Here is a 25,040-nt window from a genome sequence, read left to right on the forward strand (position 1 = left end):
ACCATGACCATCCCCACCTCCAGCGTCGAGCAGGTCATCCCCGGCCAGGGCGCCATGGCCCAGCCCGACCCCACGCCGGCCAAGGCCAAGCGCCAGCGGTTCCGCTTCGTGTCCAACGCCAAGGCGCTGACCGGCATCATCGTGCTCGGCATCTACATCCTGTTCGCGATCATCGGGCCGTGGGTCGCCCCGTACGACCCGGACGCACGCAGCAGGGACCTCACCCAGGGCCCGTCCTCGAGCCACTGGCTGGGCACCACGCACCTCGGGCAGGACGTGCTGAGCCAGATCCTGGACGGCACCCGCACGGTCATGGTCGTCGGCCTGGCTGCCGGCGCGATGGCCACCATCCTGTCGGTGCTCATCGGGGTCACCGCCGGCTACCTCGGCGGCAGCTGGGATGACAGCCTCTCCGCGCTGTCGAACGTGTTCCTGGTGATCCCGGCGCTGCCGCTGGTCATCATCATCACCGCCGCCGCCCCGTCCGGCGGGGCCACGCTGGTCGCGCTGATCATCGGCTTCACCTCGTGGGCCTGGAACGCCCGGGTGCTGCGGGCGCAGACATTGTCGCTGCGCCGCCGCGACTACATCGAGGCGTCGCGGGCCACCGGCGAGAAAACCTGGCGGATCGTGCTGTTCGAGATCCTGCCCAACCTGACCGCGATCATCGCCTCGGGCTTCGTCGGCACCGTCATCTTCGCCGTCACCTCCGAGATCACCCTGGCCTTCATCGGCATCGGCTCGGACACCGGCTGGAACTGGGGCACGATCCTGTTCTGGGCGCAGAGCCAGCAGGCCCTGGCGCAGGGCGCCTGGTGGTGGTTCGTGCCGGCCGGTCTGGCGATCGCGTTCCTCGGCACCGCGCTGTCGCTGATCAACTTCGGCATCGACGAGTTCGTCAGCCCGCGCCTGCGCAGTGCCGGCAAGACCAAGGTCAAGACCGCTTCCGGCCGTACGGTGCGCATGCGCGTCGGTTTCACCCCGGTGCTCAGCAACTCCTCGGCACCGCACACCCACGCCAAGCCCATCCCGACCATCGCCACCGCGGCGGCAACGCCGGTGAACCGCAGCAAGGAGGCGACCGAATGAGCGCCCAGCCCGTTCTCGAGATCAAGAACCTCAACGTCGAGTACGGCCTGGGTGACCAGGCGGTACGAGCGGTGCGCGACGTCAACCTGACGCTGCACCGCGGCGAGGTCCTGGGCCTGGCCGGCGAGTCCGGTTCCGGCAAGTCCACGCTGGCGTACGGCCTGACCCGGCTGCTCGCCCCGCCGGGGGTCATCACCGGCGGCGAGGTCATCTACCACCCGGGTCAGGGCGAGTCGTACGACGTCCTCGGCCTCAGCGACAAGGGCCTGCGCGACTTCCGGTGGGCGCAGACCGCCATCGTGTTCCAGGGCGCGATGAACTCGCTCAACCCGGTGCACAAGATCTCGACGCAGCTGACCGACGTGCTGGCCGCGCACGAGCCCAAGATGAGCGCGCACAGCCGCAACGCCCGGGCCCGCGAGATGCTCAAGCTCGTTGGCATCGCCGCGGACCGGATGGACGCGTACCCGCACCAGCTCTCCGGCGGCATGCGCCAGCGCGTGATGATCGGCATGGCGCTGATCCTGCAGCCGCAGGTGGTCATCATGGACGAGCCGACCACGGCGCTCGACGTGGTGATGCAGCGCCAGATCCTCGGTCAGCTCATCGAGCTGCGCGAGCGGCTGGGCTTCTCGGTCATCTTCATCACCCACGACCTGTCGCTGCTGGTGGAGTTCTCCAACCGGATCGCCATCATGTACGGCGGGCGCATCGTCGAGGAAGCTCAGGCGGGCGCGCTCTACCGTGACTCGCTGCACCCGTACAGCGCGGGTCTGCTCGGCTCGTTCCCGGCGCTGCGCGGCCCGCGCCGCGAACTCACCGGCATCCCGGGTTCCCCGCCCGACCTCAAGGGCATGCCCTCGGGGTGCTCGTTCCACCCGCGCTGCCCCAAGGCGTTCGACCCGTGTGCCGGCAACATCCCGGTGCTGGGCAACCCCGACACCCCCGACGGAGCCACCCGCTCCGTGGCTTGCTGGCTGCACCCGGTGAAGGAGCCCGTCGCATGAATCCCGTCGCAGTCCCCGGTCTGGTGCTGCCCGAGGTTACTTTCCCGCCGTCGTTCAAGTGGGGGGTCGCCACGTCGTCGTACCAGATCGAGGGCGCGGTCGCCGAGGACGGCCGGGCACCGTCCATCTGGGACACGTTCAGCCGGGTGCCCGGCGCGGTGGTGGGCGGGGATCACGGCGACGTGGCGTGCGACCACTACCACCGGATGCCGCAGGACGTGGCGCTGATCAAGAGCTTGGGCGTGGACACGTACCGGTTCTCGGTGGCCTGGCCCCGGGTCCAGCCGCACGGGCAGGGCCCCGTGAACCCGGCCGGGCTGGCGTTCTACGACCGGCTGACCGACGAGCTGCTCGCGGCCGGCGTGGACCCGTGGGTCACGCTGTACCACTGGGATCTGCCGCAGGGGCTGGAGGACGCGGGCGGCTGGCCCAACCGCGACACCGCCTACCGCTTCGCCGATTACGCGATGCTGGTGTTCAACAAGCTCAGCGATCGGGTCACGACCTGGACCACGCTCAACGAGCCGTGGTGCTCTGCCTGGCTGGGCTACGCGACGGGCGTGCACGCACCCGGCCGTAAGGACCCCGACGCGGCGCTCGCGGCGGTGCACCACCTGCTGCTCGGGCACGGCTTGGCCACCCAGCGGATGCGCGAGGCGGGCGGCGAGCACACGTTCGGCATCACGCTGAACATGGGTACGGCGGATCCGGCCACCGACACCGAGACCGACCGGGGAGCCGCCCGCCGCGCCGACGGCATGGGGCTGCGCATCTACCTCGACCCGCTGTGCAAGGGCGCGTACCCGCAGGACATCGTCGACGACCTGGCCGCGCAGGGCTCGGCGTTCCCGGTGCGCGACGGCGACCTCGAGATCATCTCAACGCCGTTCGAGGTGCTCGGGGTGAACTTCTACTTCGGGCAGGACTTCAGCGGTACGGACGAGCACGGCAACACCGTCGACACCGCCGGCCACCCGGTGGTCCGCGAGGTCAAGCCGGGCACGGCGCGCACCGCTATGGACTGGCCGATCACCCCGGAACGCTTCACCCAGTTGCTCGTGCGCCTGCATCGCGACTACCCCGGCCTGCCGCTGGTCATCACCGAGAACGGCGCGGCGTTTGACGACACCGCCGACGAGACGGGCTTCGTGGCCGACGACGACCGCACGTCGTACCTGGCCGAGCACATCGCGGCGGTGGCGGCGGCACGGGAGCAGGGCGCCGACATCCGGGGCTACTTCGCGTGGTCGCTGCTGGACAACTTCGAGTGGGCCGAGGGGTACGCCAAGCGCTTCGGCATCGTGCACGTGGACTACGCGACTCAGGTCCGTACCCCGAAGCAGTCCGCTCTGTGGTTCCGCGACACCATCACGCGCAATCGATCCAGGTAGATCCAACGCGGTGCCGCCCGCGGTCTTTCAGGTTCGGTTGCGGCTGAGCGACCGCCGATGTGCCGAGCGGGACATCGGCGCGGGTCCGCTGGTCACCGGCAAGCCGCCGTTGGCCAGCAACCGCGCGATCGGCAGAGTCGCCGCGCCCATCGCGACGGTGTCCGGTCCCAGCTGGCACAGGTCGATCCGGGTCCGCGAGTACGGCTGGCGCAGCGCGTTTTGCGAGGCGGAGTCCCGGATGTCGGGCAGAAAGCGCTCTCCCAGCGCCAGGCCGGCCGGGCCGCCCAGCACGATGCGCTCCGGGGAGAACAGGTTGATCAGGTCCGCGATCCCGGCGCCCAGGTAGCCCACGGTCTGCGCGATCACCTCGGCGGCGGCCGGCTCCAGCGGGCCGTCGCCGCTCAGCAGGCGCGTCAGCAGACCCGGGGTGGCCGGCTGACCGGTCGCCCCGGCCAGCCGGGCGCTCACCGTGCCCGCCCCGATATACGCCTCGAGGCAGCCGCGCGCACCGCAGCGGCACACGTCCCCGCCGTACACGATGGTGGTGTGCCCCCATTCGCCGGCACTGCTGTTGGCCCCGCGGTAGCTGCGCCCGTCCATGACCACGGCCGCCCCGACGCCCGTGCCGACCATGACGATCACCGCGTGCCGGGCACCGCGACCGGCTCCGAACCACATCTCGGCCTGCCCGACCGCCTTCGCGCCGTTCTCCACGAAGATGGGCACCGGGGTCCCGGCGTGCAGCATCTCGCCCAACGGCACGCCGTCCCAGCCGGTGGTCTGCGAGTGCACGACGGCACCGGCCCCGCCCTGGTCCACGACACCGGGCACGCCCACGCCGAAACCGAGCACCTGCGCGGGCCGCACCCCGGCTTCCCCGATCACCGCGGTCAAGCCCTCGAGCAGCTTGCCAGTGATGGCTTGCGGGGCCGGGTCGTCGCCGAGCTGGTAGTGGGCGACGGTCAGCCGGGACATGGCCAGGTCGTACAACTCGACGGTCACGCGCGTCTCGCCGACGTCCGCGCCGGCCACGTACCCGTATCCGGGAGCCACCCGCAGCAGCGCCCGGGGCCGTCCGCCGTCCGAGCCCACCAGCCCGGCCTCCTCGACCAGGCCCTCGTCGATCATCTCGCCGATCAGGTTGCTGACGCTCGCCTGGCTCAGCGCCGTGGTGTCGCCCAGTTGCTGGCGGCTCTGCCGGCCCCCGTGGAACAGGTCGGTGAGCAGGCTGGCCCGGTTTGCTCGGCGCACATCCCGCACCGTCGTACGCCTTGTTTCCACCGGTCGAACCTATCCCAGCAAACCTGCGTTACCGTCTCCGCGTGAGCGACTACCTCGACGTCAACCGGGCCAACTGGGACGAACGAGCACAAGCCTGCGCCACCTTCCGCCGAAACCCTGGTCACCTCAATGACGTGGGACAATTCGGCAAACCCTTGCTCGGCGGCCTCACCTGTACGGCGCTGCGGACGTGCCGGAGGCCTGCGCGTACGACCTGGTGGGCACCGCCGTTTAGAGATCGGCGCGTGGTGGGTATCTCGCGGGCCACTCCCCCCATTTGAATTAGGAGTTCCGATGCGCGCAGGATCGATAGGCGGCGTCCTTGTCATCATCTGGCTCGTCCTCGGCGCTGTCGCCGCGTTCGAGCGCGGCTACTTCAAGGACGACAGCGACGCCAGCTGCGCCAAAGCCGGCACCGTGATCATCACCGTGGTGGCCGGCCCACTCAACTGGCTCGGTGTCAACCCGAAGATCACGTGCGACATCCCCGAGCCGTCCAAGTAGGGACCATCGCGGCCCAGCACCGGTTCGACACCGGTGCTGGGCTTCGCTGTCACTACCGCGTTGCGTTCAATCCGCCCGGCGGAACGCTCACCCGAGCCAGCGCGTCGAACGGCGCCACGTCCAGTTCGCGGATCACCTCGGTGAACTTGCCGTCGACCGTCGGCACGGTGATCACCCCGGGCGCCTCGCCCTTCTCCACCCAGTCCATCAGCGGCTGCAAAAATTCCGGCAACCCAGCCTCGGACGGCTCGCCGGTGGGCTCCGGACCGAACAGGCAGTGATAGCCCGCCGGGATCATGTAGAGCCGGGTGTACGCGTTCGCGCCGCCGCGCCGCTGGACCGCCCGGTAGTAGTCAACGGTCGAGAACGGCGGGATCGAGGGATCGGCCCACCCGTGGTACACGATCAGCTTGCCGCCGTGGGCCCGGAACGCCCGCAGGTCGGGATCGGTGGCGTTGTAGAGCACGTCGGCCATCTTGTTGAGCTGCTCGAGGGTGGCCTGGGTGAAGCGCACGCCGGGGAGCGTGAAGCTGTCCGGCAGGACGCGTGGGTAACCGAGGTACTTGAAGTAGTTCAAGGCCAGCTTTGCGGTGCTGCCGTTCAGCGGTGAACCGGAGCGCACCACGAACTCGTCGATCCAGCCCAGCTCCGAGCCGTACGGCATCCCCCCGTTGAAGAGGCCGGACGGTCCCCGATAGATCTTCACCACCGCACTCACCTGCGCCGAAGTGAGGCAGGCCGGCTTGTCGACACCGGCCGGGCAGCGCAGCGACAACGGCTGGAACCCGCACTGGCGCGGATCCTGAATCACCTCACCGCACTTCTTGACCACGGCCTCGTGCAGCGCCGGCACCTTCTCCGGACCCAGGATCTGCCTGCCGCGCGCATCGGTGTTGCTCGTGACCCGCCAGGCCTGCACGAGATTGAGCGCCGCTAGGTCGTTCGCCGGGGCGCCGGCCAGGATGCCGTCAAAATCGGTGGGATAGCGCTGAGCGAGGTTGAGTCCCTGACGGCCCCCGGTCGAGCATCCATCGAAGTATCGGTACGACGGACCGCGCCCGTAGTAGGCCACCATGAGCCGGTCGGACGCCAGTCGCAGCCGATGCTCCGAGGTCCGGCCGAACTCCAGCCGCGCTTGCGGATCGGCCCCCCAGGTGGCGGGCTCCGCCCCTTCGAAATCACCCCGGTGACCGGTGTCATCGGCGGCCACCACCAGGGTCCTGGCCATCGCCGCCGCGCAGTCGAAGCCGAACAGTGGATAGGCAAGGTCGGGCACCGCGCCGCACAGCCCGCTGCATCCCTGCTGTACGTACTGACCGGTCCACCCCCTGACCGGCAACTTGATGGTGAAGTGGGTGGCCGGGCGCAAGGTTCCCTGCACCTCGCAGTACCCGTCGGCGATAGCGGCTGAGGTGATGGTCCCCTGGGGGACGTGGGACGCGGTGAGCCCGGCGCACCTGGCGGGATCGGTGCCCGTTGATTGCGCGGGGCTCGCCCCGGCCAACGCGATCGGGGCGGCGGCCAGCAAGGCGAGGAGGTGACGAAACATACGAGGGACGCTATTTCCTGGGACCGGTACGGCGGATCGGTCCCAGGAACGGATTCGCGCTCATCCTCCAGACGGAGCCAGGTCCCTCAGCGGGTCCAGGGCGGGCTGATCACCTCGCCGCTGTCCAGGGTGGCCTGCAGCCCCACGCTCGTCGTGACCCACGCGGTCGCGGTGCTGGGCGAGGTGTTGTCGATCCCGAACGCCGATCCGGCCGGCACGAGCACAACATCGCCGGCCCGGGCCGTCGTGGCCACCCCGTCCACGGTCGCCGTCAGCTCGCCCTCCAGCAGCAAGAGAATCTCTTCCTTGCTGACTCGATGCGGCACCCCGCGCGTGCCGGGTGCTACCTCCAACCGCCATGCGCACAATTCCCGGCTACCGCTCGACGGGGAAACGTACGAGTGAAACTCCGACCCATGCATGCGATGCACCTGCACAACACCCTCCTCATTTAGTCAAGCTGCTTGACTATATACTGGGTTTCGTGGATCGCAACCTCCTCGACCTGCCGGTGCTGGTGCTCGGCGCGGCCCGGGCCCTGGTCGACGGCATCGACGCCGGCGTACGCGCCCGCGGCTTCACCGACATCCGCCCCGCCCACGGTTTCGCCTTCGCGCGGCTGTCCGGCTCGGGTGCCACGGTCGTCCAACTGGCCGAGCACCTCGACGTCACCAAGCAAGCCGCCAGCCAGATGGTCGACGAGCTGGTCCGTCGGGGCTACGTGGAACGCCACCCGCACCCCACCGACGCCCGCGCGCGTCTCATCGTGCTGACCGCCCGGGGCCAGGCCTGCACCCGCGCCGCCGACGAGGCAGCCGTCGAGGTCCTGCAACCCTGGGCGGCCGCGTTGGGCGAGGAGCGCCTGGCCGCCTTGCGGACCGACCTCGCGCGCCTCGCCGCTCCCGGGCGCCTGCGCCCCATCTGGTAGAACGGCTGCCAACTCCTCCACCTGACCGGGATCGCCGGCGTAGCAGTACAGAACCAGCTCGTCAGCCCCGAACTCGCGGTACGCCTCAACCGCCTCGGCGATCTGACCGGGCTCGGTCAACGGCACCTCCGCAGCGGCGTGATCATCCGCGCGCCCACCGACGCCGAGCACGAACCGTCCACCCGACAGCCGATCCAGCGTGGCTACCTGCTTGGCCAGCAGGGCCGTCTGGCGCAGCGGGCCGGTTTGCAGGCGGATTCGCGTGGTCACAGCACTGAGGGCGGCAAGGGCAACGAGCGGTTCGGTGTTGTCGTACACCAGCCGGTCGAGCAGGGCGAGCGAGTCGAAGCGGGCGGCTTCCGCGCGCCGGGCCCAGTCGGGCAGCCGTACGGGATCGCTGACGGGTAGGCCGAGGCCGAGATCCATGATGTCTCCAGTAAGTGGGCAGCGAACAGCGCTGTCGCCCACTTCCGCTCGCCTGCGTCAGACGCGGCGAGGCCGTGTGCCACTCTGCGACATCGCTCCGGGGACACGACTGCTTCTCGGCGAAACTACCGTCCAGCTCATGGCGCCCGGTTCATGGCGCCCAGCTCATGCCAACCGGGCCCCATCGTCCGTGCTGCTCGGCTCCGTCCCGCCCGGAACCCCGTGTCTGTCACCAAGCCGACAGCGACCCATCACAACCCGCCGTAAGCCGCCAACTTCCGGGAACCTACCTTTATCGACAATCGGCCCAGCCGCGCGTTCCGCTTTACTGAGGATTGCCTGTGAGTATCCCGCCAGGGCCGCTCAAATACATTCCTTCGGGGACTACGGAAAGCGACCGAATACCTCGGATGCCATCGCGGCGCCCGCTCTCCCTCGGCCGCCACGTAACGCTCCGTGATTGCGCCTACCTGCCTCTTCGCCCGCCAAGCCGCCGCGTACCCACCCGGTTGGATGTTAAACCTGCAGGTGAACGGGCACTGCGACATCCGAGGTGCGATATGCAGACTGCCGGACCCGGGTTTCCGGTGCAGTACTCTGGATACACAGTGCACACCCGTAGAAAGCAGTGTCACAGAGAGCAATGGGATCTTGATATGAGCGTTCGAGAAAGGCGCAAAGCAGCCCTGGAACGCAAGCGGCTCATCCGGAGACTGTCCGGGATCCGCCAGAAGATAGGCCTTACTCAGGCTCAGGTGGCCGGCGTGCTGCGCTGGTCACAATCGAAGGTGCACCGCATCGAGAGTGGCGAGAACAGCATCTCGTACACGGATCTACTTGCTCTGCTCAAGGTTTACGACGTCAGCGAAGACGAAGTGGTGAAGGAATTGACGGAGATGGCCGACGTGGCTCGCCAGCGCAGCCTGCCGGAAATGAGCGACATCCATTCCAAGGATTTCCGTGACTATCTCGAAGCGGAGATCATCGCTCATACGATGCGCGAGTTCGAGTATTCCTTCGTGCCCGGGCTGCTGCAGACCCCGGAGTATGCCGAAGCCGTGCTGCACACGCTGTTGCAAACCGCTTCCCTGAACGGTGAGGAAAAGGAGCCGGTGCTGGAGCGGATCCGCCGCATCATCGAGTTGCGCGCCCTGCGTCAGCAGATCTTCCACGACGGCGGCATCTCTCAGGCGTCCTTCGTGCTCGATGAGGCTGTGCTGCACCGCAACGTCGGCATCGGCGAGCACGGCGGGAACGCGGTGATGCAGGCCCAGCTCGAGCACCTCAAGAAGATGAGCCGCCACCCCCGGGTGGACCTGCGCATCCTGCCGTTCGGCGCCGGAGCGCACGTCGGGATGAACGGCCCATTCGTCATCCTGGCCTTTCCCGACCCCGACGATTTCCCGCTGCTCTACCTGGAGAACGCGGCCGGGGAGTACCTGACCAAGCACGACCAGCGCCAGGTCCGGCAGTTCATCACGAACTTCGAGACGCTGCAGACCCAGTCGGTCCGCGAGGACAAGCTGGACGACCTGATCGACCCCGTGCTCACCCGCCTGGACTGAGCCGCCACCGTCCATCGTTCGAGCACGTCAGGCCCGCGAACCGGAGGTAAGCCGATGAGCTGCATCGACAACCACTCAGCTCGGCACAATCCGCTTCCGTACGCCTGCGCGCGGCCGCCGATGAGGCGGCGAGAACCGGTGGCCAGCAGTGGCTGAACGTGACCGGGAACTCGATCTCTGGGAAGAGTCGCCGGAGCCGGTCGTCACAGCACCCGCATCCGTCAGTTCACGCGGCAACCCCGGCCTGCTGCACGGGATCCTCACCGACGCCCGCAAGCTGGTGCATGCCCTGGTGGTGCAAATGCCGATCCTGGTCACGATCATCCTGCTCGTGGGAACGGCCGAAGCGCTGCTGGTGCTGCTGTTCACGATGGCCGTCCTCCTGACCTGGGCGTTGCGGCGCGCTCGGCGCGAGGAGGTCAGGGCCGGTCGTCGTGGGGGGGCTGACCCTGGGTGAGCTGGTGCCATCGGGACAGCACCGGATCACAGATCATTCCCGCACCGATGCAGACGACGCCGGCGATAACGGCGAGGGCAATTGCCCTCGCCGTTGCCTGCGTGAATAGCGCTGAACCCACCGTGCGGCCCAGGGAAAGGGCGGCCACCCCGGCGCAGGTTCCGTAAACGGCTAACCGAATGGGGGATGCGGGATCGATTTTCGGTCGCTGCTGCTGCATGTGCGGCTCCAATTGTTCAACGGGTGCCGGCCCGTCGTGAGAGCTATTCCGCACCAGCCACCTCATCCGCCATGACCGCACACTGCGGCCCGTTCCTCCTGACGACCTGGATCGTATAAGAAACACCAGGCCAACGCGCTCTTTCATGCCACCAACGGCGTACTGACAACCGCGCATACGGGTGGAAAACCTATTGTGTACAGCCACCGTCCTCACCAGACTAGCCGCGCCCACGAAAGACTTCTACACTCTGGGCTGCCAGATCCCAACTGTCGCGATCACGCTGCGTTTTCTGCGTTTGATCAGACCACACAGATCGCTTACCGGCGCGTGCGTGCAAGCAGCCCGGATCAATCAGGGAGGCACGTTGGGCAACTCGCCGCCGACCAGCACCGAATGGCGCAAGAGCTCTCGAAGCGGCACCGGCAACTGTGTTGAGGTGTCCATCCGCGAGGGCTCGGTGCTCCTGCGCGACAGCAAAGCGGAGTCCGGGCCGGTGCTGATGTTCGGCCATGACCAGTGGCGCCACTTCCTTTCCGCGATCAAGACCGACGACTTCGGCCCTTAGCTCGCATACCCCGTATACGGCCGGCGTCCCGTCCTCGAACGGGCGACAAAAAGGTCCGCCGGCCAGGCTGGCCGGCGGACCCGAGGGAGACGCTCAGCGAGCCGTCCCGCCCTCCTTCTCACCAGCAGGCGCCGGCTCAAGAGCGGGCGCCGACTTGGCGCGGGAACGCCGGCGGATCCACCGGCGGATCCGGGTAGTCAGCAGAGCGGCGCCACCCACGAACGCACACAGCGCGGTGAGGAACTTCAGCACTACCGTGAGCGCCTGCAGGCAGAACAGAAGCTGCATGAAGGCCTCGGAGTTCATGAGGAAAACAATGAGCAATTGGATCATCGGACGATCGCCCTTTCTCACCCCGTTGCCGCTGCTGGCGCGGCTGGTAACAAGAAATATGCAGATGCCCAACAGTCCATTCAATGCGGTGCACAAAATGGATTCCACGGACCGGAAAACCAGTCCATGCACGATCACGGATTCCAGGAAACGGCTGGTGGCAAGCCCTGCACCGGCATGGATCCGGGTGGCCGCCCATGGACCGCCACATATTGTGCACGGATTGTCCATGGACACCAGGGGAACCGTTTCCTCCGTCACGGCAAAGGCGTTTGACAGTCATGAACAGTGGTGAATTTCTTCGCCGGCTGGAGGTCGCCACGACCGCCGGGCAATTGGGGCAGGCCCTCGACTGGCTGTGCAAGGAGCAGAACCGGAACCGCTCCCAGGTGTTCGCCCGGATCAAGCCGGGCGTTGCCGGCCTGCGGCGCTCGAGCTTCAACTATTTCCTGGCCGGCACGAAGCCGATTCCGAACAAGACGATCCTGCTGGCGTTGGCCGTGGCTTGCTGCCCCTCGGACGAGGCGCAGCAAAGAACGATGATCAGAGCCGTGCTGGAGGCCTGGGATCGCATCTCCGTGCCCCGGGACGTGCCGGAGCCGCGAAAGCCGCTGGACGACGTGATGACCACGAGCACCAGCAACGCCGAGGCCGAGGCCGATCATCTGCGGACCCTGGAGGTGATGGCCGAGGTCGCGGGCAAGCTGACCGATCCCGCCACCCTGCCGCAGGCGCTGGAGCTGTACGAGCACGTGCTCAGCACCCGCCGCCGTCTCCTCGGCGACCCGCACCGCGAGACGTTCACCGCTTCGCACAACCTGGGCAAGGCGCTGGCCGAGGCCAAGCGCTTCGATGCCGCGCGGGTGCAGCTCAGCCGCGCGTACGAGGGCCGGCGTACCTTGCTCGGCGCCCGCGATGCCGCCTCGCTGTCATCCATGGATGCCCTCGCCTATGTCCACAGCCGCATGGGTGAGCTGGTCACCGCGAAGATGTTGCTGCAGGAGTGCCTGGAGTTGTGGCAGAAGAACCTGGACGACGCTCCCGAGCCCGAACGCGACCAGCTGGCCCTGAAGGTCCGCGACACCGCCGCCAAGCTGGAGCGCTTACAGCGGGCCTAATTCTTGACTCGGCAAATTTCCGGCCGATGGGTGACACGTGTTCCGCCTTCTGCGTCACGACCGTCCGCTGCTTGCGCTTATCGGTTCCACCGCCGCGCTCATGCTGTGGTACGTCGTGATGCCCCCGAACCGGGCTGTGCAGGTGGTCACCGCGTGGGTTTTTGTCACTGCGGTGCACGCCGGGCTGGCCTGGACGGCGCGGTCACTGGCTCGAACCTGCGGACCGGGCACCACCGCCCGGCGCTTCTGGTTCGCTGTCGCCACCGGTGGGGTGATCTACCTGATCGGTGACCTGGCGCAGATCTGGTACTCGGCTCGCCACCCCGGCGCCGAGGATGCGGCGACCGGCGGGAGCGTTCAGGCCACCCTGTTGTCGGTGGGCAGTCTGTGGCTCGGCGCCGCGCTGCTCACCTCGCCGCTGGGCTTGAGCTCGCATCGTGAACGCGTGCGCTTCTGGCTCGACGTGGCCACCGTGACGGTCGCCGGCGTGGTGGCCGGCTGGTTTCTCATCGCGCCGGATCAGCCCGGGGCGCTGCTGCACGCCGCTCTGCCCGTACTCCTCGGCCCCGTGATCTTGATCTTCTGCATCTTCATCGTCGCCAAGCTCGTCATGTCCGGCACGTCGCTGTTCACCCGCGCCTGCGCGATCATCGGCACGGTCGCCGCGGCGGTCAAGTCATCGGCGGACGCGCTGTCCAGTCACGGACCGTTTCCACTGGCCTGGTTCCTGGCACTAACCGTAGCCTCACACGCGCTACTGACCATCGCCGTGCGGGTGACCCAAACCCAGGTGCGAGCCAACCCCGGCGCCCTGGTCCAGCGGGTGCGGCGCAAGCCCTACAGCATCCTCCCGTACGCCGCCATCGCCGTCACCTACGGCCTGCTCACCTGGGCCATCATGCGGCACGCCAGCGCCACCGTCCCGATCGCCCTGGCCGGCGCCGCGGTCAGCACGCTGCTGGTGGTGCTGCGCCAGCTCGACGCCTTCAACGAGAACGCCCGCCTGCTCACCGAACGCGACCAGCTGGCCTCCCAGCTACGCTACGAAGCCACACACGACGCACTCACCGGGTTGGCCAACCGCACCCTGTTCGCCCAGCACCTCGACGCGACCCTGACCGAGGGCACCCCGGCAGCCGTCCTGCTGGTCGACCTCGACGACTTCAAACAGGTGAACGACGCCCACGGCCACGCCGCCGGCGACACGGTGCTGCGAGCAGTGGCAGACCGGATGCGCACCTGCGTACGGGATGAGGATGTGATCTGCCGAACCGGCGGCGACGAATTCGCCATCCTGCTCGTCTCCCCCGACGACGCCCAGCAGGTCGCCAACCGGATGGCCGCCCAGATCGAAGCCCCCATCGAAGTGGACGGCGGCACAGCCCGGGTCGGCGCGAGCATCGGCATCGCCCCCACCATGCCGGGCGCCGACAGCGAACTCCTGCTCCGCCAAGCCGACCACGCAATGTACGCAGTCAAACGAGCAGGCAAAGCGACCTACGCCATCGCCACCGAATCAACCGCCTGACCAGGGCGCGTTACCTCAACTACCGGGCTGCCGGACCCAGCTGATGAACGCCGTCCAAGCCTCTCGCGGAAACCGGAGCACGCCCCCGCCCGGATTTTTCGAGTCGCGAACCGCGACGATGTCGCCGAGAACTGCAACCTCGATACATTGCCCTCCGCCGTTGCTACGCGAACTCTTCCGCCACGCAACTTCAGATCTCTGCACGAAAACTTCCTGCCCGTAGAGGCATTGAGACTCCAGCATCGAGGCCGAGGTGACATGCCGTCGTGGCTCACTTCAAGCGGCGGCAGCGAGCCCGCCCATTCCCCGACCGTCGCGGCGGCGCCAGCAAGCTTCGCCCCGCGACGCTCTGATGAGACGCGACGGTCCAACCAGAAACGTCAGCCCCGTTCGATCAGGTGACCAATGATCTGCGGGCCCATCGCCACCGCTTCGCCCGACCCATCCCGGCGCCCGTCCGGCTCCGGCAGCTCGATCGGATCCCCCGTCCGGCTCGCCCCGACCGGCCTCGGTCCCACCCACGCCACCTCGAGCCGCGTCTCCCCCTTGAGGAAGCGCTGCACCCGCACCCCGCCCGTAGCTCGCCCCTTGGCCGGGTAGGAGGCGAACGGCGTGAGCTTGACCTGGGTGCCGGTGGAGGTCACCACCATGGGTTCGCCGTGCTGGTCGTCCTTGGGGTTGATGACGTTGAAGGTCAGCACCTCGGCGTCGGCGGTCACGTTGATGCCGGCCATGCCGCCGCCCTTGAGGCCTTGGGGACGCACGAGTTTGGCCGGGAAGCGCAGCAGCGACGCGTCTGAGGTGACGAACACGAACGATTCGCTGCCGTCGGTGAGCCAGGTTGCTTGCAGGACTTCGTCGCCGTCCTTGAGGGTGATGACCTCGAACTCGTCCGAACGGACCGGCCATTCCGGCGAGCAGACCTTGACCACGCCGTTGCGGGTGCCCATGGCCAGGCCGGGCGACCCTTCGGAGGTCAGCGGGGCCAGGCCGATGACGCGTTCGCCCTTTTCCAGCGGGATCAGCTCGGAGGCTGACATGCCGCCGCGCAGCGAGACCGTGCCGGACTGCTCGGGCAGCACCGGTAGGGGCAGCACGTCGGTCTTGAACGCCCGGCCGCGGTTGGTGATCAGCAGAACCCGGCCGCGGGCGGTGGAGTGGACCACCGAGCGTACGGCGTCGTGCTTGACCCGGCCGCTGCGTTTGCGGCCCTCGGCGGATTCCTCGCTCTCCGCGGCGGTGCGGGCGATCAGACCGGTGGCCGACAGGATCACCTGGCACGGGTCGTCGGCGACTTCGAGCGGGCCCGCCGGGGCGGAGGCGGCGAGGACTTCCTTGAGGTCGCCGTCGATCAGCGTGGTGCGCCGGGGGGCGCCGAACTGGGCGGCCACCTCGGCCAGTTCGTCGGAGACCACCTGCTGCAGCACGTCCACGTTGTCGAGGATGCGGCTGAGTTCGGCAATCTCGGCGTTGAGGCGTTCCTGCTCGGTTTCCAGCTCGATGCGATCGAAGCGGGTGAGCCGGCGCAGCGGGGTGTCCAGGATGTAGCCGGCCTGGATGTCGCTGAGGCCGAACTCGCTCATCAGCCCGGCCTTGGCGGCGGCCGCGTCGTCGCTGCCGCGGATGATCGCTACCACCCGGTCGATGTCGATGAGCGCGATAAGCAGGCCGTCGACCAGGTGCAGGCGGTCCTCGCGCTTGGTGCGCCGGTGGGTGGTGCGCCGGGTCACGACGTCGTAGCGGTGTTCCAGGAACACCTCCAGCAAGCCCTTGAGCCCGAGCGTACGCGGCTGGCCGTCGACCAGCACCAGGTTGTTGATGCCGAACGAGGTCTCCAGCGGGGTCAGCCGGTAGAGGTCGGCCAGCAGCGCCTGCGGGTTGACGCCGACTTTGCACTCGATCACCAGCCGGGTGCCGTGCTCGCGGTCGGTGAGGTCCTTGACGTCGGAGATGCCCTGCAGCCGGGCCGCCTGGCGCTGGCCCTTGCGCGGGCCGGAGGTGATCAGCTTGCCCTTCACCTCGTCGGTGATGGCCTCGATGATCTTCTCGGTGCCGATGCCGTACGGCAGCTCGACCACCGTGATCGCCTGCCGGCCGCGGCCGCCTTCCAGCGGGCCGGTCTGGGCCCGCGCACGCATCCGGACCACGCCGCGGCCGGTCTCGTACGCCCGGCGCACCTCGTCGAGGCCGAGCAATTGGCCGCCGGTAGGCAGGTCGGGGCCGGGTACGAAGCGCATCAGCTTGTCCAGCGAGGCGTCCGGGTTGGTGATCAAGTGCCGGGCGGCCGCCACGACCTCGCCCAGGTTGTGCGGGATCATGTTGGTGGCCATGCCGACCGCGATGCCCGACGTGCCGTTGACCAGCAGGTTGGGGAACGCCGCGGGCAGCACCGTGGGTTCGAGTTCGTTGCCGTCGTAGGTCGGTTTGAAGTCGACGGTGCCCTCGCCGAGCTCGCTGACCAGCAGCATCGCCTCGGGCGACATGCGGGCCTCGGTGTAGCGGGCGGCGGCCGGGCCGTCGTCGGGTGAGCCGAAGTTGCCGTGCCCGTCGATCAGCGGCGCGTTGAGCGAGAAGTCCTGCGCGAGCCGGACCAGCGCGTCGTAGATCGCGGTGTCGCCGTGCGGGTGGTACTTGCCCATCACGTCACCGACCACGCGGGCGGACTTGACGTAGGCGCGGTCGGGGCGGTGGCCCTGCTCCTGCATCGAGAACAGGATGCGCCGGTGCACGGGTTTGAGCCCGTCGCGGGCGTCCGGCAGCGCGCGGGAGTGGATGACCGAGTAGGCGTACTCCAGGTAGGAGTCCTCGACCTCGGTGGTGATGGGGTTGTCGATGACCCGGGCGCCGGCCTGGTCGAAGGCCGACAGGTCCACCCGGGACTGCTCGTTCTTGCGGCGTGCCATGTCTGTGACCCGTTCCTCAGGCGTCGATCGTGTCCTGGTCGATGCGGCCGGCGGCCTCGATGAGCCAGTTCTTGCGGGGCTCGACGCGTTCGCCCATCAGCAGTTCGAGGGTGGCCTCGGCGCGCTCGGCGTCGTCGAGGGTGATGCGCCGCACCGTACGCGATGCGGGGTTCATGGTGGTGTCCCACAGCTCGTCGGCGTCCATCTCGCCGAGGCCCTTGAACCGCGGCACCGGCCTGCTGACCGTCTTGCCGGCCTTCTCGAAACGCCCGACAGTGTTCTCCATCTCCTGCTGGGTGTAGGTGTAGATCGTCTCGGCGTTGCGGCCCTTGGTGCTCACCTTGTGCAGCGGGGGCATGGCCGCGAACAGCCGGCCCGATTCGATCACCGGGCGCATGTACTTGGCGAACAGCGTGATCAGCAGCGTGCGGATGTGCGAGCCGTCGACATCCGCATCCGCCATGATCATGACCCGGCCGTACCGCATGGTCGAGAGATCGAAGGTACGTCCGGAGCCCGCGCCCAGCACCTGCACGATCGCCGAGCACTCGGCGTTGTCGAGCACCTGCTGCAGGCTGGCCTTCTGCACGTTGAGGATCTTGCCGCGGATGGGCAGCAGCGCCTGGTATTCCGAGCTGCGGGCCATCCGGGCGGTGCCCAGCGCGCTGTCACCCTCGACGATGTACAGCTCGCTGCGCCCGATGCCGGTGGAGCGGCAGTCGACCAGCTTGGGCGGCATCGACGCGCCCTCCAGGGCGGTTTTGCGCCGGGCGGCGTCCTTCTGCTGCTTCTGGGTGAGCCGCACGCGCGCGGCGTCGACCACCTTCTGCAGCACCGTGCGCGCCTCGGCCTTGGTCTTGCGGTCGTCGATCCACTGCTTGAGATGCTGCTCGACCAGGGCTTGCAGGACCCGGGTGATGCCCGCTGTGGACAGCTCGTCCTTGGTCTGCGAGGTGAACTGCGGCTCGGGCACCCGCACGTGGATGACCGCGGTCAGCCCCTCCAGGTAGTCGTCGAGCTGCGGAGCGTCCTCCTTGGGCTTGAGCAGGCCGCGCGCGTTACGCACAGCCTCGCTCATCGCCCGGACCAGCGCTCTTTCGAAGCCCTTGCGGTGGGTGCCGCCGTGCATGTTGCGGATCGTGTTGGTGAAACATTCGACGGTACGTTCATAGCCCGTGCCCCATCGGAACGCGACCTCGATCTCGGCCTTGCGTTCGACGTTGGACTGCATGACGCCGTTGGCGTCCGCCGCGTTCTCCTTGTAGGTGCCCTCGCCGGTGACCATCAGCATGCCGGAGACGGGCTTGTCGGCGGCCGGCGTGAGGAACTCGACCATGTCGGCGAGCCCGTTCGGGAAGTGGAACGTCTCCTCGGCCGGTTCCTCGCCGGTGAAGTCGGCCAGTGTGTACTGCACGCCGGGCACCAGGAACGCGGTGTTGCGTAGCTTGGCCTTGACGACCTCGACATCCAGGCGCGCCCCGGTTTCGAAGTAGCGGGCGTCGTACCAGTAACGGATTGACGTGCCGGAACGCTCGTTGCGCTTCATCCGCCGGGTGACCCGCAGGCCGGGCTGGGCGGTGAATTCCGCCCCGGGACCCGCGCCTGCGAACACGCCGGGCACCCCGCGCTGAAACGAGATCTCGTGGACCTTGCCGTCGCGCTTGACCAGCACGTCGAAGCGCAGCGACAGCGCGTTGACCGCCGAGGCGCCGACGCCGTGCAGACCGCCGGAGGTCTTGTAGCCCGAGCCGCCGAACTTGCCACCGGCGTGCAGACGGGTCAGCACCAGCTCGACGCCGGACAGCCCGGACTTGGCGTTGATGTCGGTGGGGATGCCGCGCCCGTCATCATCGACCTGCACCGAGCCGTCCGGGTGCAGCACCACGGCGACGTGCTCGGCGTAACCACCGACACCCTCGTCGGTGGAGTTGTCGATGATCTCATTCGCCAGGTGGTTGACACCCCGGCTGTCGGTGGAACCGATGTACATGCCGGGCCGCTTGCGCACCGCGTCAAGACCCTCGAGGTGCGTGAGGTCATCGGCCCCGTAGAGGATCTCCTGTTGCGCAGTCACGAGGTACTACTCCCGAGCAGTCACAGCCGTCAACGACGCGGCGAGCCTACCGGGCAGGTACGACAGAATCCGCGACCAGGACCGTTACGGCCTACTCGTCGTGAGCCATGACACGGTTGCGACCCGCCTGCTTGGCTGCGTACAGGCCCGCGTCAGCGCGTCCGAGCAGGGCGTCCGGAGTGGTGTCGGAGCCGCGCAGCCGGGAGAGCCCGACGCTGATCGTCACCGTGATGTCACCGGTGCGCGTCTCGATCGGCGCGCCGTCAACTGCGGCTCGTACCTTCTCGGCGATCGCCTGACCGTCCTCGGCCACGCCGGGCAGCAGCACCGCGAACTCCTCGCCGCCGTAGCGTGCCACCAGGCCGTCGGGCGGTACGCAGGTCAGCACCCGCGCCACCACACCCTTGATCACGTCGTCGCCGGTCTGGTGGCCGTACGTGTCGTTGATGCGCTTGAAGTGGTCGATGTCGATCATCAGGGCGGTGATCGCGCGGCGGGCCTCGTGCGCCGTGGTCACCGAGCGCTCGGCCAGCTCGAAGAAGCGCCGGCGGTTGGCCACACCGGTGAGGCTGTCGGTGGTGGCCAGCTCGTTGATCCGGCTGAACAGCCGCGCGTTGTCGTAGGCGACCATGCCCTGGCCCACCAGCGCGGCGGCGACGCCCAGCTCGGCGGCGGTGTAGACGCCTTCCTTCTCGGAGGCCAGCACGAGCACGCCGACCATGCCCTCGCGGTCGTCCAGGGTGACGGTCAGCCAGCTCTCACCGGTGTAGTCGCCCAGCGCGGCGGCCCAGGCCGGCACGCCGCCGGTCAGGTCGGCTTGCCGGTTCTCGAAGAGTTTGCGCAGCTCGGGGTGCTCGTCCAGGACGAGGCTGGCCGGGCCGGCCGACCCGCCGAGCACGGTGACCTCGGCGGACTCCGAGGTGCCCAGCAGCAGCCAGCCGCGGTCGCCGCCCGGGGTCTGCCGCGCGGTCAGCAGCAACCGGCGCAGCACCAGCTCGGGGTCGAGGGTGCCGGTCAGGCGGGCCATCGCGCGGCGCAGCGTCTCGGCCAGGTCCCGCTGGCGGTTCGCGGCGGCCACGGCGACCTCGAGCTGGGCCGCGCGGGCGGTCTCCAGACCGACGGCGATGTGGTGGGTGATCGCGGTGAGCACGTCCACGTCGTCGACGGTGAACACGCCCTTGGCCACCCGGCTGTCCAGGTAGACGATGCCCAGCAGGCGGTCGTCAAGCTCCAGCGGGGCGACAAGCATGCTGCGCAGGCCGTACTGCACGACGCTCGCGGCGCCCAGCGCGGCACCCTCCTCGGTGCCGGTGACCACGAGCGGCTCGCGGCTCTGACGGACCTTGCCGACCACGGTGGTGCTGTAGCCGGTGAGCTCGGCCAGGTCGCGCCCGGCTGCGTCGCGGCCCACGTACGGCGTCAAGCGGCCCTTCGCCTGGTCCACCAGGAACACCATGGCGCGTTCGGCGCCGAGCAGCCGGACGGTCTCGTCCAGCGCCACCCGGGTCAGCCGTTCAGGGTCGATGACCCGCGACGCCGCGTTGCTGAGCTGCTCCAGCGCCGCCCAGCGCTGCCCCTCACGACCCCGGCCGGCGGCAACCGGCACGCGGTTGCGGCGCCCGGCGTCGATGCGGAACTCCGCGGCGGTACGGCGGGCGCGATGCGGCCACCCCAGGTCCTCGGCGATCCCGGCAGCCAGGCGGGCCTGCCGTTCGGCCTCCCCGGTGACACCGGTGGCAGCGAGTGCTCTGGCTCGTACCAGGGCAGCTTCGAAGGCCGGCAGCGGGGCATCCACCTTCAGCAGCAGGTTTTCCGCCGCGGCGAGCAGAGTGAGCGCCTTGCCTGCACCGCCGGGGGTGAGCACCGCCAGGGCGGCCTCGGCGATCTGGTGGTGCACGGCGATCAGCGGCCGCGCGGAGACCTCTTTGAGCGCTGCCACGGCGAGCGCGGCGGCCTGCATGGCCAGTTCCTGCTCGGCGGGCGCGGCGCGGCGGGCCTGTTCGAGCCGGCCGTACGCCTGGTAGACGTAGATCCCATGGTGCGCGGGCAGCAGGTCGCGCGGGCCCAGCCCGAGCCCTTCGAACTCGGCAACCGCGTCGTCGAACGGGCTGCCCAGGTCGTCGCGCTCGATGGCGCCGAGCATCCGCGAGATGATCAGATCGACCACCTCGTTGACGCCGCGGGAGCCGGTGCCGGCCCGGTTGAGCTCGGCGATCGCCTCACCGGCGCGGCCGCGCAGGGCCAGCAACCCGGAGTCGAGGGCGACCACGGTGGGGCGGTCGGTGTGGCCGTACGCGTCCAGCCAGGGCCGGCGGCCGGTCATCGACGCCTCGGCCTCGGCCAGCTCCCCGCGCAGCAGCAGGTCCCAGCCGAGCACGGCGTAGCAGTCGAGCACCAGCCCGGCGTCGAGGAACCGCTCGCGTTCGTGCAGCACCCGGCGGATCCGCTCACCGGAGTCCTCGCCGCTGCCGTGCACGGCTATGGCGTGCAGGAACTCGATGCGCGCGGTCAGCGTGGGGTCGCCCAGCTCGGCGGCCAGGTCCATGGCGTTGCCGGTGATCCGGTCGGCGAGCCGGCGCAGCCCGAGGATGCGCAGCGCGGCGGCCAAGGTGACCAGGTCGCGGGCGCGTTCCGGGGAGCGGCCCAGCCGGTTGAACGGGTGGCTCGTGCGCATGCCGTGCAGCAGGGCCCGCCGGGGCCGCAGGTCGCGCAGCGCGCCGGTGACACCGTAGTGGTGCAGCGTGGTCTCCAGGCGCAGCAGGTCCGCGTGCTTGCCCTTGGCGGTGCCGTAGCCCAGCCCGGTGAAGCGGCACAGCATGCCGATGATCAGGATCCAGAAGCTGGAGGTCACCCGCAGCACCCGGTTCGCCGGCAGGGTCCGGCCCAGCTCGGCCAGGCCCTGCTCGACGGCGTGCTGCTGGGCGGCGCCGTTCCAGTCGCTCTCGTGCACCCTGGCCAGCAGCAGGTGCAGCCCGGCGCGTTCGACGCGGTTGGAGGTCCCGGCGAGCGCGTCGGTGAGCGTGGCGATGGCCTCGTCCAGGCGCCCGTTCTGGTGGTAGGCGCTGCCCAGCAACTGCTTGAACCGGCTGCCCAGGCGCACCTCGGCGGCTTCGGCGGACTCGCGGGCGTACCCGAGGTACATCAGCGCGGTGTCCGGGGCGTGCTCGTCGAGGGCGCGGGCGCCGGCCTCGGTGCACACCCGCAACGTGCGCTGCGGGTCCCGGGCCGGGTCGCTGCGCACACAGTGGCGGGCCAGGGCGTACACGTCGGCGTCCTCGCGGGCGTCGAGCGCGTCGGCGATGGCTCCGTGCAGCTCGCGGACGGTCTGCTCGCTCAGGTCGGCCAGCAGCGCCGTACGGATGGTCTCGTGCAGGAAGCGGTGCCCGCCGTCGCGCTGCTGCTGCAGCACACCGAGCCGGGTGGCCTCGGCCAGCGAAGCCAGCGCGCGGCGGCGCTCGACCCCGGCGGCCGTGGCGATCACCTCGGTGTCGAACTCGGTGCCGGCGATGGCAGCCACGGCCAGCAGGCGGCGGGTGTCGGCGTCGAGCTCGCCGAGGCGGTGCAGCACCAGCCGGGCGGCGTCGGAGGGCAGCGCCAGTTCGCCGATGCCGTCGCGGTCGACCTCCCAGGTTCCCCAGTCGGGGATCAGCAGGCCGGCGTCCAGCACGGCCTGGGCGTACCCGAGCGTCACGAACGGGTTCCCGCCGGTGATCATGTGGATTGCGGCGTTGCTGGTCTCACTGGTCGCGATGCCGTTGGAGAGCATGCTGATGAGCTGGCCGACCTCGGCCGGGCCGAACGGTTCGAGGGTGACCTCGCTGACCTTGGCGGCGGTCAGCCGGGACAGCACGGGCGAGGGCTTGTCGTCCTGGCGGGCCGTGGCCACCACGAGCAGCGGCAGGTCACCGGCGCGCGCGGCCAGTTGCTCAAGCACGCGCACGGTGCCTTCGTCGTACCACTGGGCGTCGTCGAGGTGCAACAGCAGCGGGCCGGCGGTGCGGGTCAGCCCGGCGATGAGGTCGGCCACCGCGGCGGCGTGCCGGGCGAAGCCGACCTCACCGCTGACCTGGGCCACGTCGAGCAGCCCGGCCAGCGACGGGGACAGGCTGGTGACCATGCCGGCGCTGTCGCCAGCGGCGGTGCGCAGGATCTCGGCGGCCTTGTCGCGTCCGCCGGGGGCGCGCAGGAGGTCTTTGACGTACGCGTCCACAGCGACCCGCAGCGGTCCCATCGGCCGGCGGTCGCTGGACGAGGCACCCCCGTGCAGTACGACTCCCCCGGTTCCGGCGGCGAACACCGCGAGCTCGGCCGCCAACCGGGTCTTACCGGTGCCGGAGGGTCCCTTGAGCAGCACGAAGCCACCGTTGCCGGCAGCGGTGCGCTCCCAGCGCTGACGCAGCGCGGCGAACTCGGCGTCGCGCCCGGTCATCGCCGGCTCGTAGGGCGCCTCGGGCCGGTCGTCGTCGCCCAGCGCGAAGATCGCGGCCGGGCCGGCGGCGAGCCGGCGCAGGTCGGCCTGCAGCCCGGCAGCGCTCTGGTAACGGTCGTCGGGGTCCTTGGCGAGCAGGCGGATCAGGATCGCGGCGAAGGTCGCCCCGAGCCCGGGGGCCAGGGCGCGCGGGTCCGGCACGGGTGCGGTGGCGTGCAGGTGCAGCAGCTCGCCGACGTCGTCGGCTGCGAACGGCGGGGCTCCGGTGACGCATTCGAACAACACCGCGCCCAGGGCGTACAGGTCGGATCGGGCGTCGACCGGGCGGTTGAGCATGCCGGCCTGCTCGGGCGCGCAGTAGGTCAGTGTGCCCGCGATCGCGTCGTCCGGGCCGAGCGCCTCGCCGCCGGCTCCGGCGGCCAGCCCGAAGTCGACAAGGCGCGGCTCGCCGGCCCGGGTGATCAGCACGTTCTCCGGCTTGAGGTCGCGGTGCACCAGGTTGCGCCGGTGCGTCTCGCGCAGCGCCCCGGCGAGCCCGATGCCGATCGCGACGGCGTCCAGCTCGGCCAGCGGGCCGCGCAGCAACCGGCGGGCCAGCGGCTCACCATCGATGAGATCCATCACCAGGTACGGCCGGCCGCCGCTCTCCCCGCTGCGGTAGACCCGCGGCAGGTTGGGATGGTCGATGGAGGCCAGCAGGGCGGCCTGCCGGCGCAGCTCACGCCGCCGGGCGGGCTTGACGTCATCCTGCAGCGAGACCTTGAGCGCGTAGTCGGTGCCGTCACGGCGCGCCCGGTATACGACGGCTTGGGCGCCCCGGCCGATTTCGGCCAGCACTTCCAGCCCGGCGTCATCGCCGGGCTCCCACTGAGCCGCTGCCGGCTCAGCCGGTACGGATGGTGAGGCTCCCACGTCGCATCTATCGGCGCGGGCGCGGCTTGCTGTAGGAAACTCAGCCGCACGGCTGCAGTGTGCGCCCCTCAATCGAGCTGTCCTGAGGCTGCAGGGCACGGAAGAGTTCCACTGGGGCGCGCTTGCCGTGCACCACCACGGGCGGCAGTTCCTGGTACGCGACCGAGCTGGCGCTGGCCTCCTGCGTCGCCGAGCAGACGACCACGGTGTCATGCGGGGCGTACGCTTGCAGCCGCGACGCCGTGGCGACCACGCTGCCGGCCACCATGCCGTAGCCGCCGTCACGTGCGGCACTCACGTCGACCATGGCATCGCCTGTGGCGAGTCCCACTCTGGTCTTGATCAGGTGCCGCCCGGCCAGGAGGCGCCCCCGCAGCGCTTCCTGCACGAGCAGGCCGGCCCGGGCGGCGGCGGCCGCGGCGAGCCCGACTTCCCGCGGGGTTCCGGCGTCCGGTCCCGTGGTGCCGAACACGGCCATGACGGCGTCGCCGATGAACTTCTCCACGATGCCCCCGGCCTCGCGGATCACGGCCGAGACCGTGGCGAAGTAGTCGCGCTGCAGCTCGTGCACCTCGACGCAGTCGAGCTCGTCGACGAGCGTGGTGAACCCGACGATGTCGACGAAGAAAATAGTTACTGTCTGTCGCCGGCATGCTACTTCCGTAGATGGTGCGCTCATGTCGTCCGCTCCCTTGCCTGTAGGCGAAGAGAACGGTGCCAGCCCGATTCCGGACGGGGATCTGCTGAATGACGTATCT

The 25,040-nt window shown here is 69.3% G+C and carries 19 protein-coding genes and 1 pseudogene; 10 read left to right on the plus strand and 10 right to left on the minus strand.

Annotated elements, in window-relative coordinates; translation table 11 throughout:
- The first annotated feature begins 3 nt into the window (after positions 1-3).
- Genes TFC3_RS22195 through TFC3_RS22205 form a run of 3 tightly spaced genes read left to right on the plus strand, consistent with a single transcriptional unit; the run spans position 4 to position 3,487 of the window.
- Positions 4-1,089: an ABC transporter permease gene (locus TFC3_RS22195; RefSeq protein ID WP_067503210.1), complete on the plus strand. Its 1,086-nt coding sequence runs from the start codon at positions 4-6 to the stop codon at positions 1,087-1,089.
- Positions 1,086-2,096 carry an ABC transporter ATP-binding protein gene (locus TFC3_RS22200; protein WP_067503212.1) on the plus strand — a complete coding sequence of 337 codons (1,011 nt, stop codon included), beginning with the start codon at positions 1,086-1,088 and terminating at the stop codon, positions 2,094-2,096. Before TFC3_RS22195 ends, TFC3_RS22200 begins: the two co-directional genes overlap by 4 nt.
- A complete protein-coding gene (locus tag TFC3_RS22205) occupies positions 2,093-3,487 on the plus strand; it encodes a GH1 family beta-glucosidase (protein WP_067503215.1) in 1,395 nt (464 codons plus the stop codon). The genes TFC3_RS22200 and TFC3_RS22205 overlap by 4 nt, the downstream gene beginning before the upstream one ends.
- Positions 3,488-3,514: 27 nt before the next feature.
- Here the strand turns inward: TFC3_RS22205 and TFC3_RS22210 are convergent, their stop codons facing one another.
- Positions 3,515-4,768, minus strand: a complete 1,254-nt coding sequence (locus TFC3_RS22210; protein ID WP_067503218.1) for an ROK family protein — start codon at positions 4,766-4,768, stop codon at positions 3,515-3,517.
- 294 nt (positions 4,769-5,062) lie between these two features.
- On the opposite strand from TFC3_RS22210, the gene TFC3_RS22215 reads away from it, so the two are divergent.
- The gene (locus TFC3_RS22215; RefSeq protein WP_067503220.1) at positions 5,063-5,272 is read left to right on the plus strand and encodes a hypothetical protein; all 210 of its coding nucleotides are present in this window, start codon (positions 5,063-5,065) and stop codon (positions 5,270-5,272) included.
- Positions 5,273-5,324: 52 nt separating this feature from the next.
- Here TFC3_RS22215 and TFC3_RS22220 read toward each other — a convergent pair whose 3' ends face one another.
- Complete coding sequence (locus TFC3_RS22220) at positions 5,325-6,821, minus strand: tannase/feruloyl esterase family alpha/beta hydrolase (protein WP_067503223.1); 1,497 nt, start codon at positions 6,819-6,821, stop codon at positions 5,325-5,327.
- 86 nt (positions 6,822-6,907) lie between these two features.
- Positions 6,908-7,243, minus strand: a complete 336-nt coding sequence (locus TFC3_RS22225) for a cupin domain-containing protein (protein ID WP_067507248.1) — start codon at positions 7,241-7,243, stop codon at positions 6,908-6,910.
- Between TFC3_RS22225 and TFC3_RS36120 the strand changes: the two genes are divergently transcribed.
- Positions 7,180-7,749: a MarR family winged helix-turn-helix transcriptional regulator gene (locus TFC3_RS36120; RefSeq protein ID WP_082772510.1), complete on the plus strand. Its 570-nt coding sequence runs from the start codon at positions 7,180-7,182 to the stop codon at positions 7,747-7,749. The two genes, TFC3_RS22225 and TFC3_RS36120, sit on opposite strands and share 64 nt — an antisense overlap.
- 129 nt (positions 7,750-7,878) lie before the next feature.
- Here TFC3_RS36120 and TFC3_RS22230 read toward each other — a convergent pair.
- A pseudogene (locus tag TFC3_RS22230) lies at positions 7,879-8,175 on the minus strand (LLM class flavin-dependent oxidoreductase); the annotation flags it as partial.
- A 560-nt stretch (positions 8,176-8,735) separates the two neighbouring features.
- Here TFC3_RS22230 and TFC3_RS22235 point away from each other — a divergent pair.
- The 3 genes from TFC3_RS22235 to TFC3_RS22245 all read left to right on the plus strand — a co-directional run bounded on the left by TFC3_RS22235 (position 8,736) and on the right by TFC3_RS22245 (position 10,985).
- The gene (locus TFC3_RS22235) at positions 8,736-9,740 is read left to right on the plus strand and encodes a helix-turn-helix transcriptional regulator (RefSeq protein WP_161952658.1); all 1,005 of its coding nucleotides are present in this window, start codon (positions 8,736-8,738) and stop codon (positions 9,738-9,740) included.
- A gap of 148 nt (positions 9,741-9,888) precedes the next feature.
- Positions 9,889-10,197, plus strand: a complete 309-nt coding sequence (locus tag TFC3_RS22240; RefSeq protein ID WP_067503228.1) for a hypothetical protein — start codon at positions 9,889-9,891, stop codon at positions 10,195-10,197.
- Positions 10,198-10,784: 587 nt separating this feature from the next.
- Entirely contained in the window at positions 10,785-10,985 is a 201-nt protein-coding gene (locus TFC3_RS22245) for a DUF397 domain-containing protein (RefSeq protein ID WP_082772511.1), read from the plus strand.
- 93 nt (positions 10,986-11,078) lie between these two features.
- On the opposite strand, the gene TFC3_RS38190 is transcribed toward TFC3_RS22245, so the two are convergent.
- Entirely contained in the window at positions 11,079-11,555 is a 477-nt protein-coding gene (locus TFC3_RS38190; protein WP_161952659.1) for a hypothetical protein, read from the minus strand.
- A gap of 44 nt (positions 11,556-11,599) precedes the next feature.
- Here TFC3_RS38190 and TFC3_RS22255 point away from each other — a divergent pair, with 44 nt between their 5' ends.
- Entirely contained in the window at positions 11,600-12,436 is an 837-nt protein-coding gene (locus TFC3_RS22255) for a tetratricopeptide repeat protein (protein ID WP_067503234.1), read from the plus strand.
- 37 nt (positions 12,437-12,473) lie between these two features.
- Positions 12,474-13,964, plus strand: a complete 1,491-nt coding sequence (locus tag TFC3_RS22260) for a GGDEF domain-containing protein (RefSeq protein ID WP_067503236.1) — start codon at positions 12,474-12,476, stop codon at positions 13,962-13,964.
- Positions 13,965-13,979: 15 nt separating this feature from the next.
- Here TFC3_RS22260 and TFC3_RS36125 read toward each other — a convergent pair whose 3' ends face one another.
- The 5 genes from TFC3_RS36125 to TFC3_RS22280 form a co-directional block, all read right to left on the minus strand.
- Positions 13,980-14,207 (minus strand): DUF397 domain-containing protein, encoded by a 228-nt coding sequence (locus TFC3_RS36125; RefSeq protein ID WP_082772223.1) that lies wholly within the window; start codon positions 14,205-14,207, stop codon positions 13,980-13,982.
- 137 nt (positions 14,208-14,344) lie between these two features.
- A complete protein-coding gene (locus TFC3_RS22265; RefSeq protein WP_067503238.1) occupies positions 14,345-16,867 on the minus strand; it encodes a DNA topoisomerase (ATP-hydrolyzing) subunit A in 2,523 nt (840 codons plus the stop codon).
- 16 nt (positions 16,868-16,883) lie between these two features.
- The gene (locus TFC3_RS22270; RefSeq protein WP_067503241.1) at positions 16,884-18,941 is read right to left on the minus strand and encodes a type IIA DNA topoisomerase subunit B; all 2,058 of its coding nucleotides are present in this window, start codon (positions 18,939-18,941) and stop codon (positions 16,884-16,886) included.
- A gap of 91 nt (positions 18,942-19,032) precedes the next feature.
- Positions 19,033-24,282, minus strand: coding sequence for a diguanylate cyclase (locus tag TFC3_RS22275; RefSeq protein WP_161952660.1), 5,250 nt, complete (start codon positions 24,280-24,282; stop codon positions 19,033-19,035).
- 40 nt (positions 24,283-24,322) lie between these two features.
- Positions 24,323-24,961 carry an adenylate/guanylate cyclase domain-containing protein gene (locus TFC3_RS22280; RefSeq protein WP_067503243.1) on the minus strand — a complete coding sequence of 213 codons (639 nt, stop codon included), beginning with the start codon at positions 24,959-24,961 and terminating at the stop codon, positions 24,323-24,325.
- Between the last annotated feature and the right edge of the window lie 79 nt (positions 24,962-25,040).

The organism is Actinoplanes sp. TFC3 (assembly GCF_001553785.1).
Lineage (GTDB): Bacteria > Actinomycetota > Actinomycetes > Mycobacteriales > Micromonosporaceae > Actinoplanes.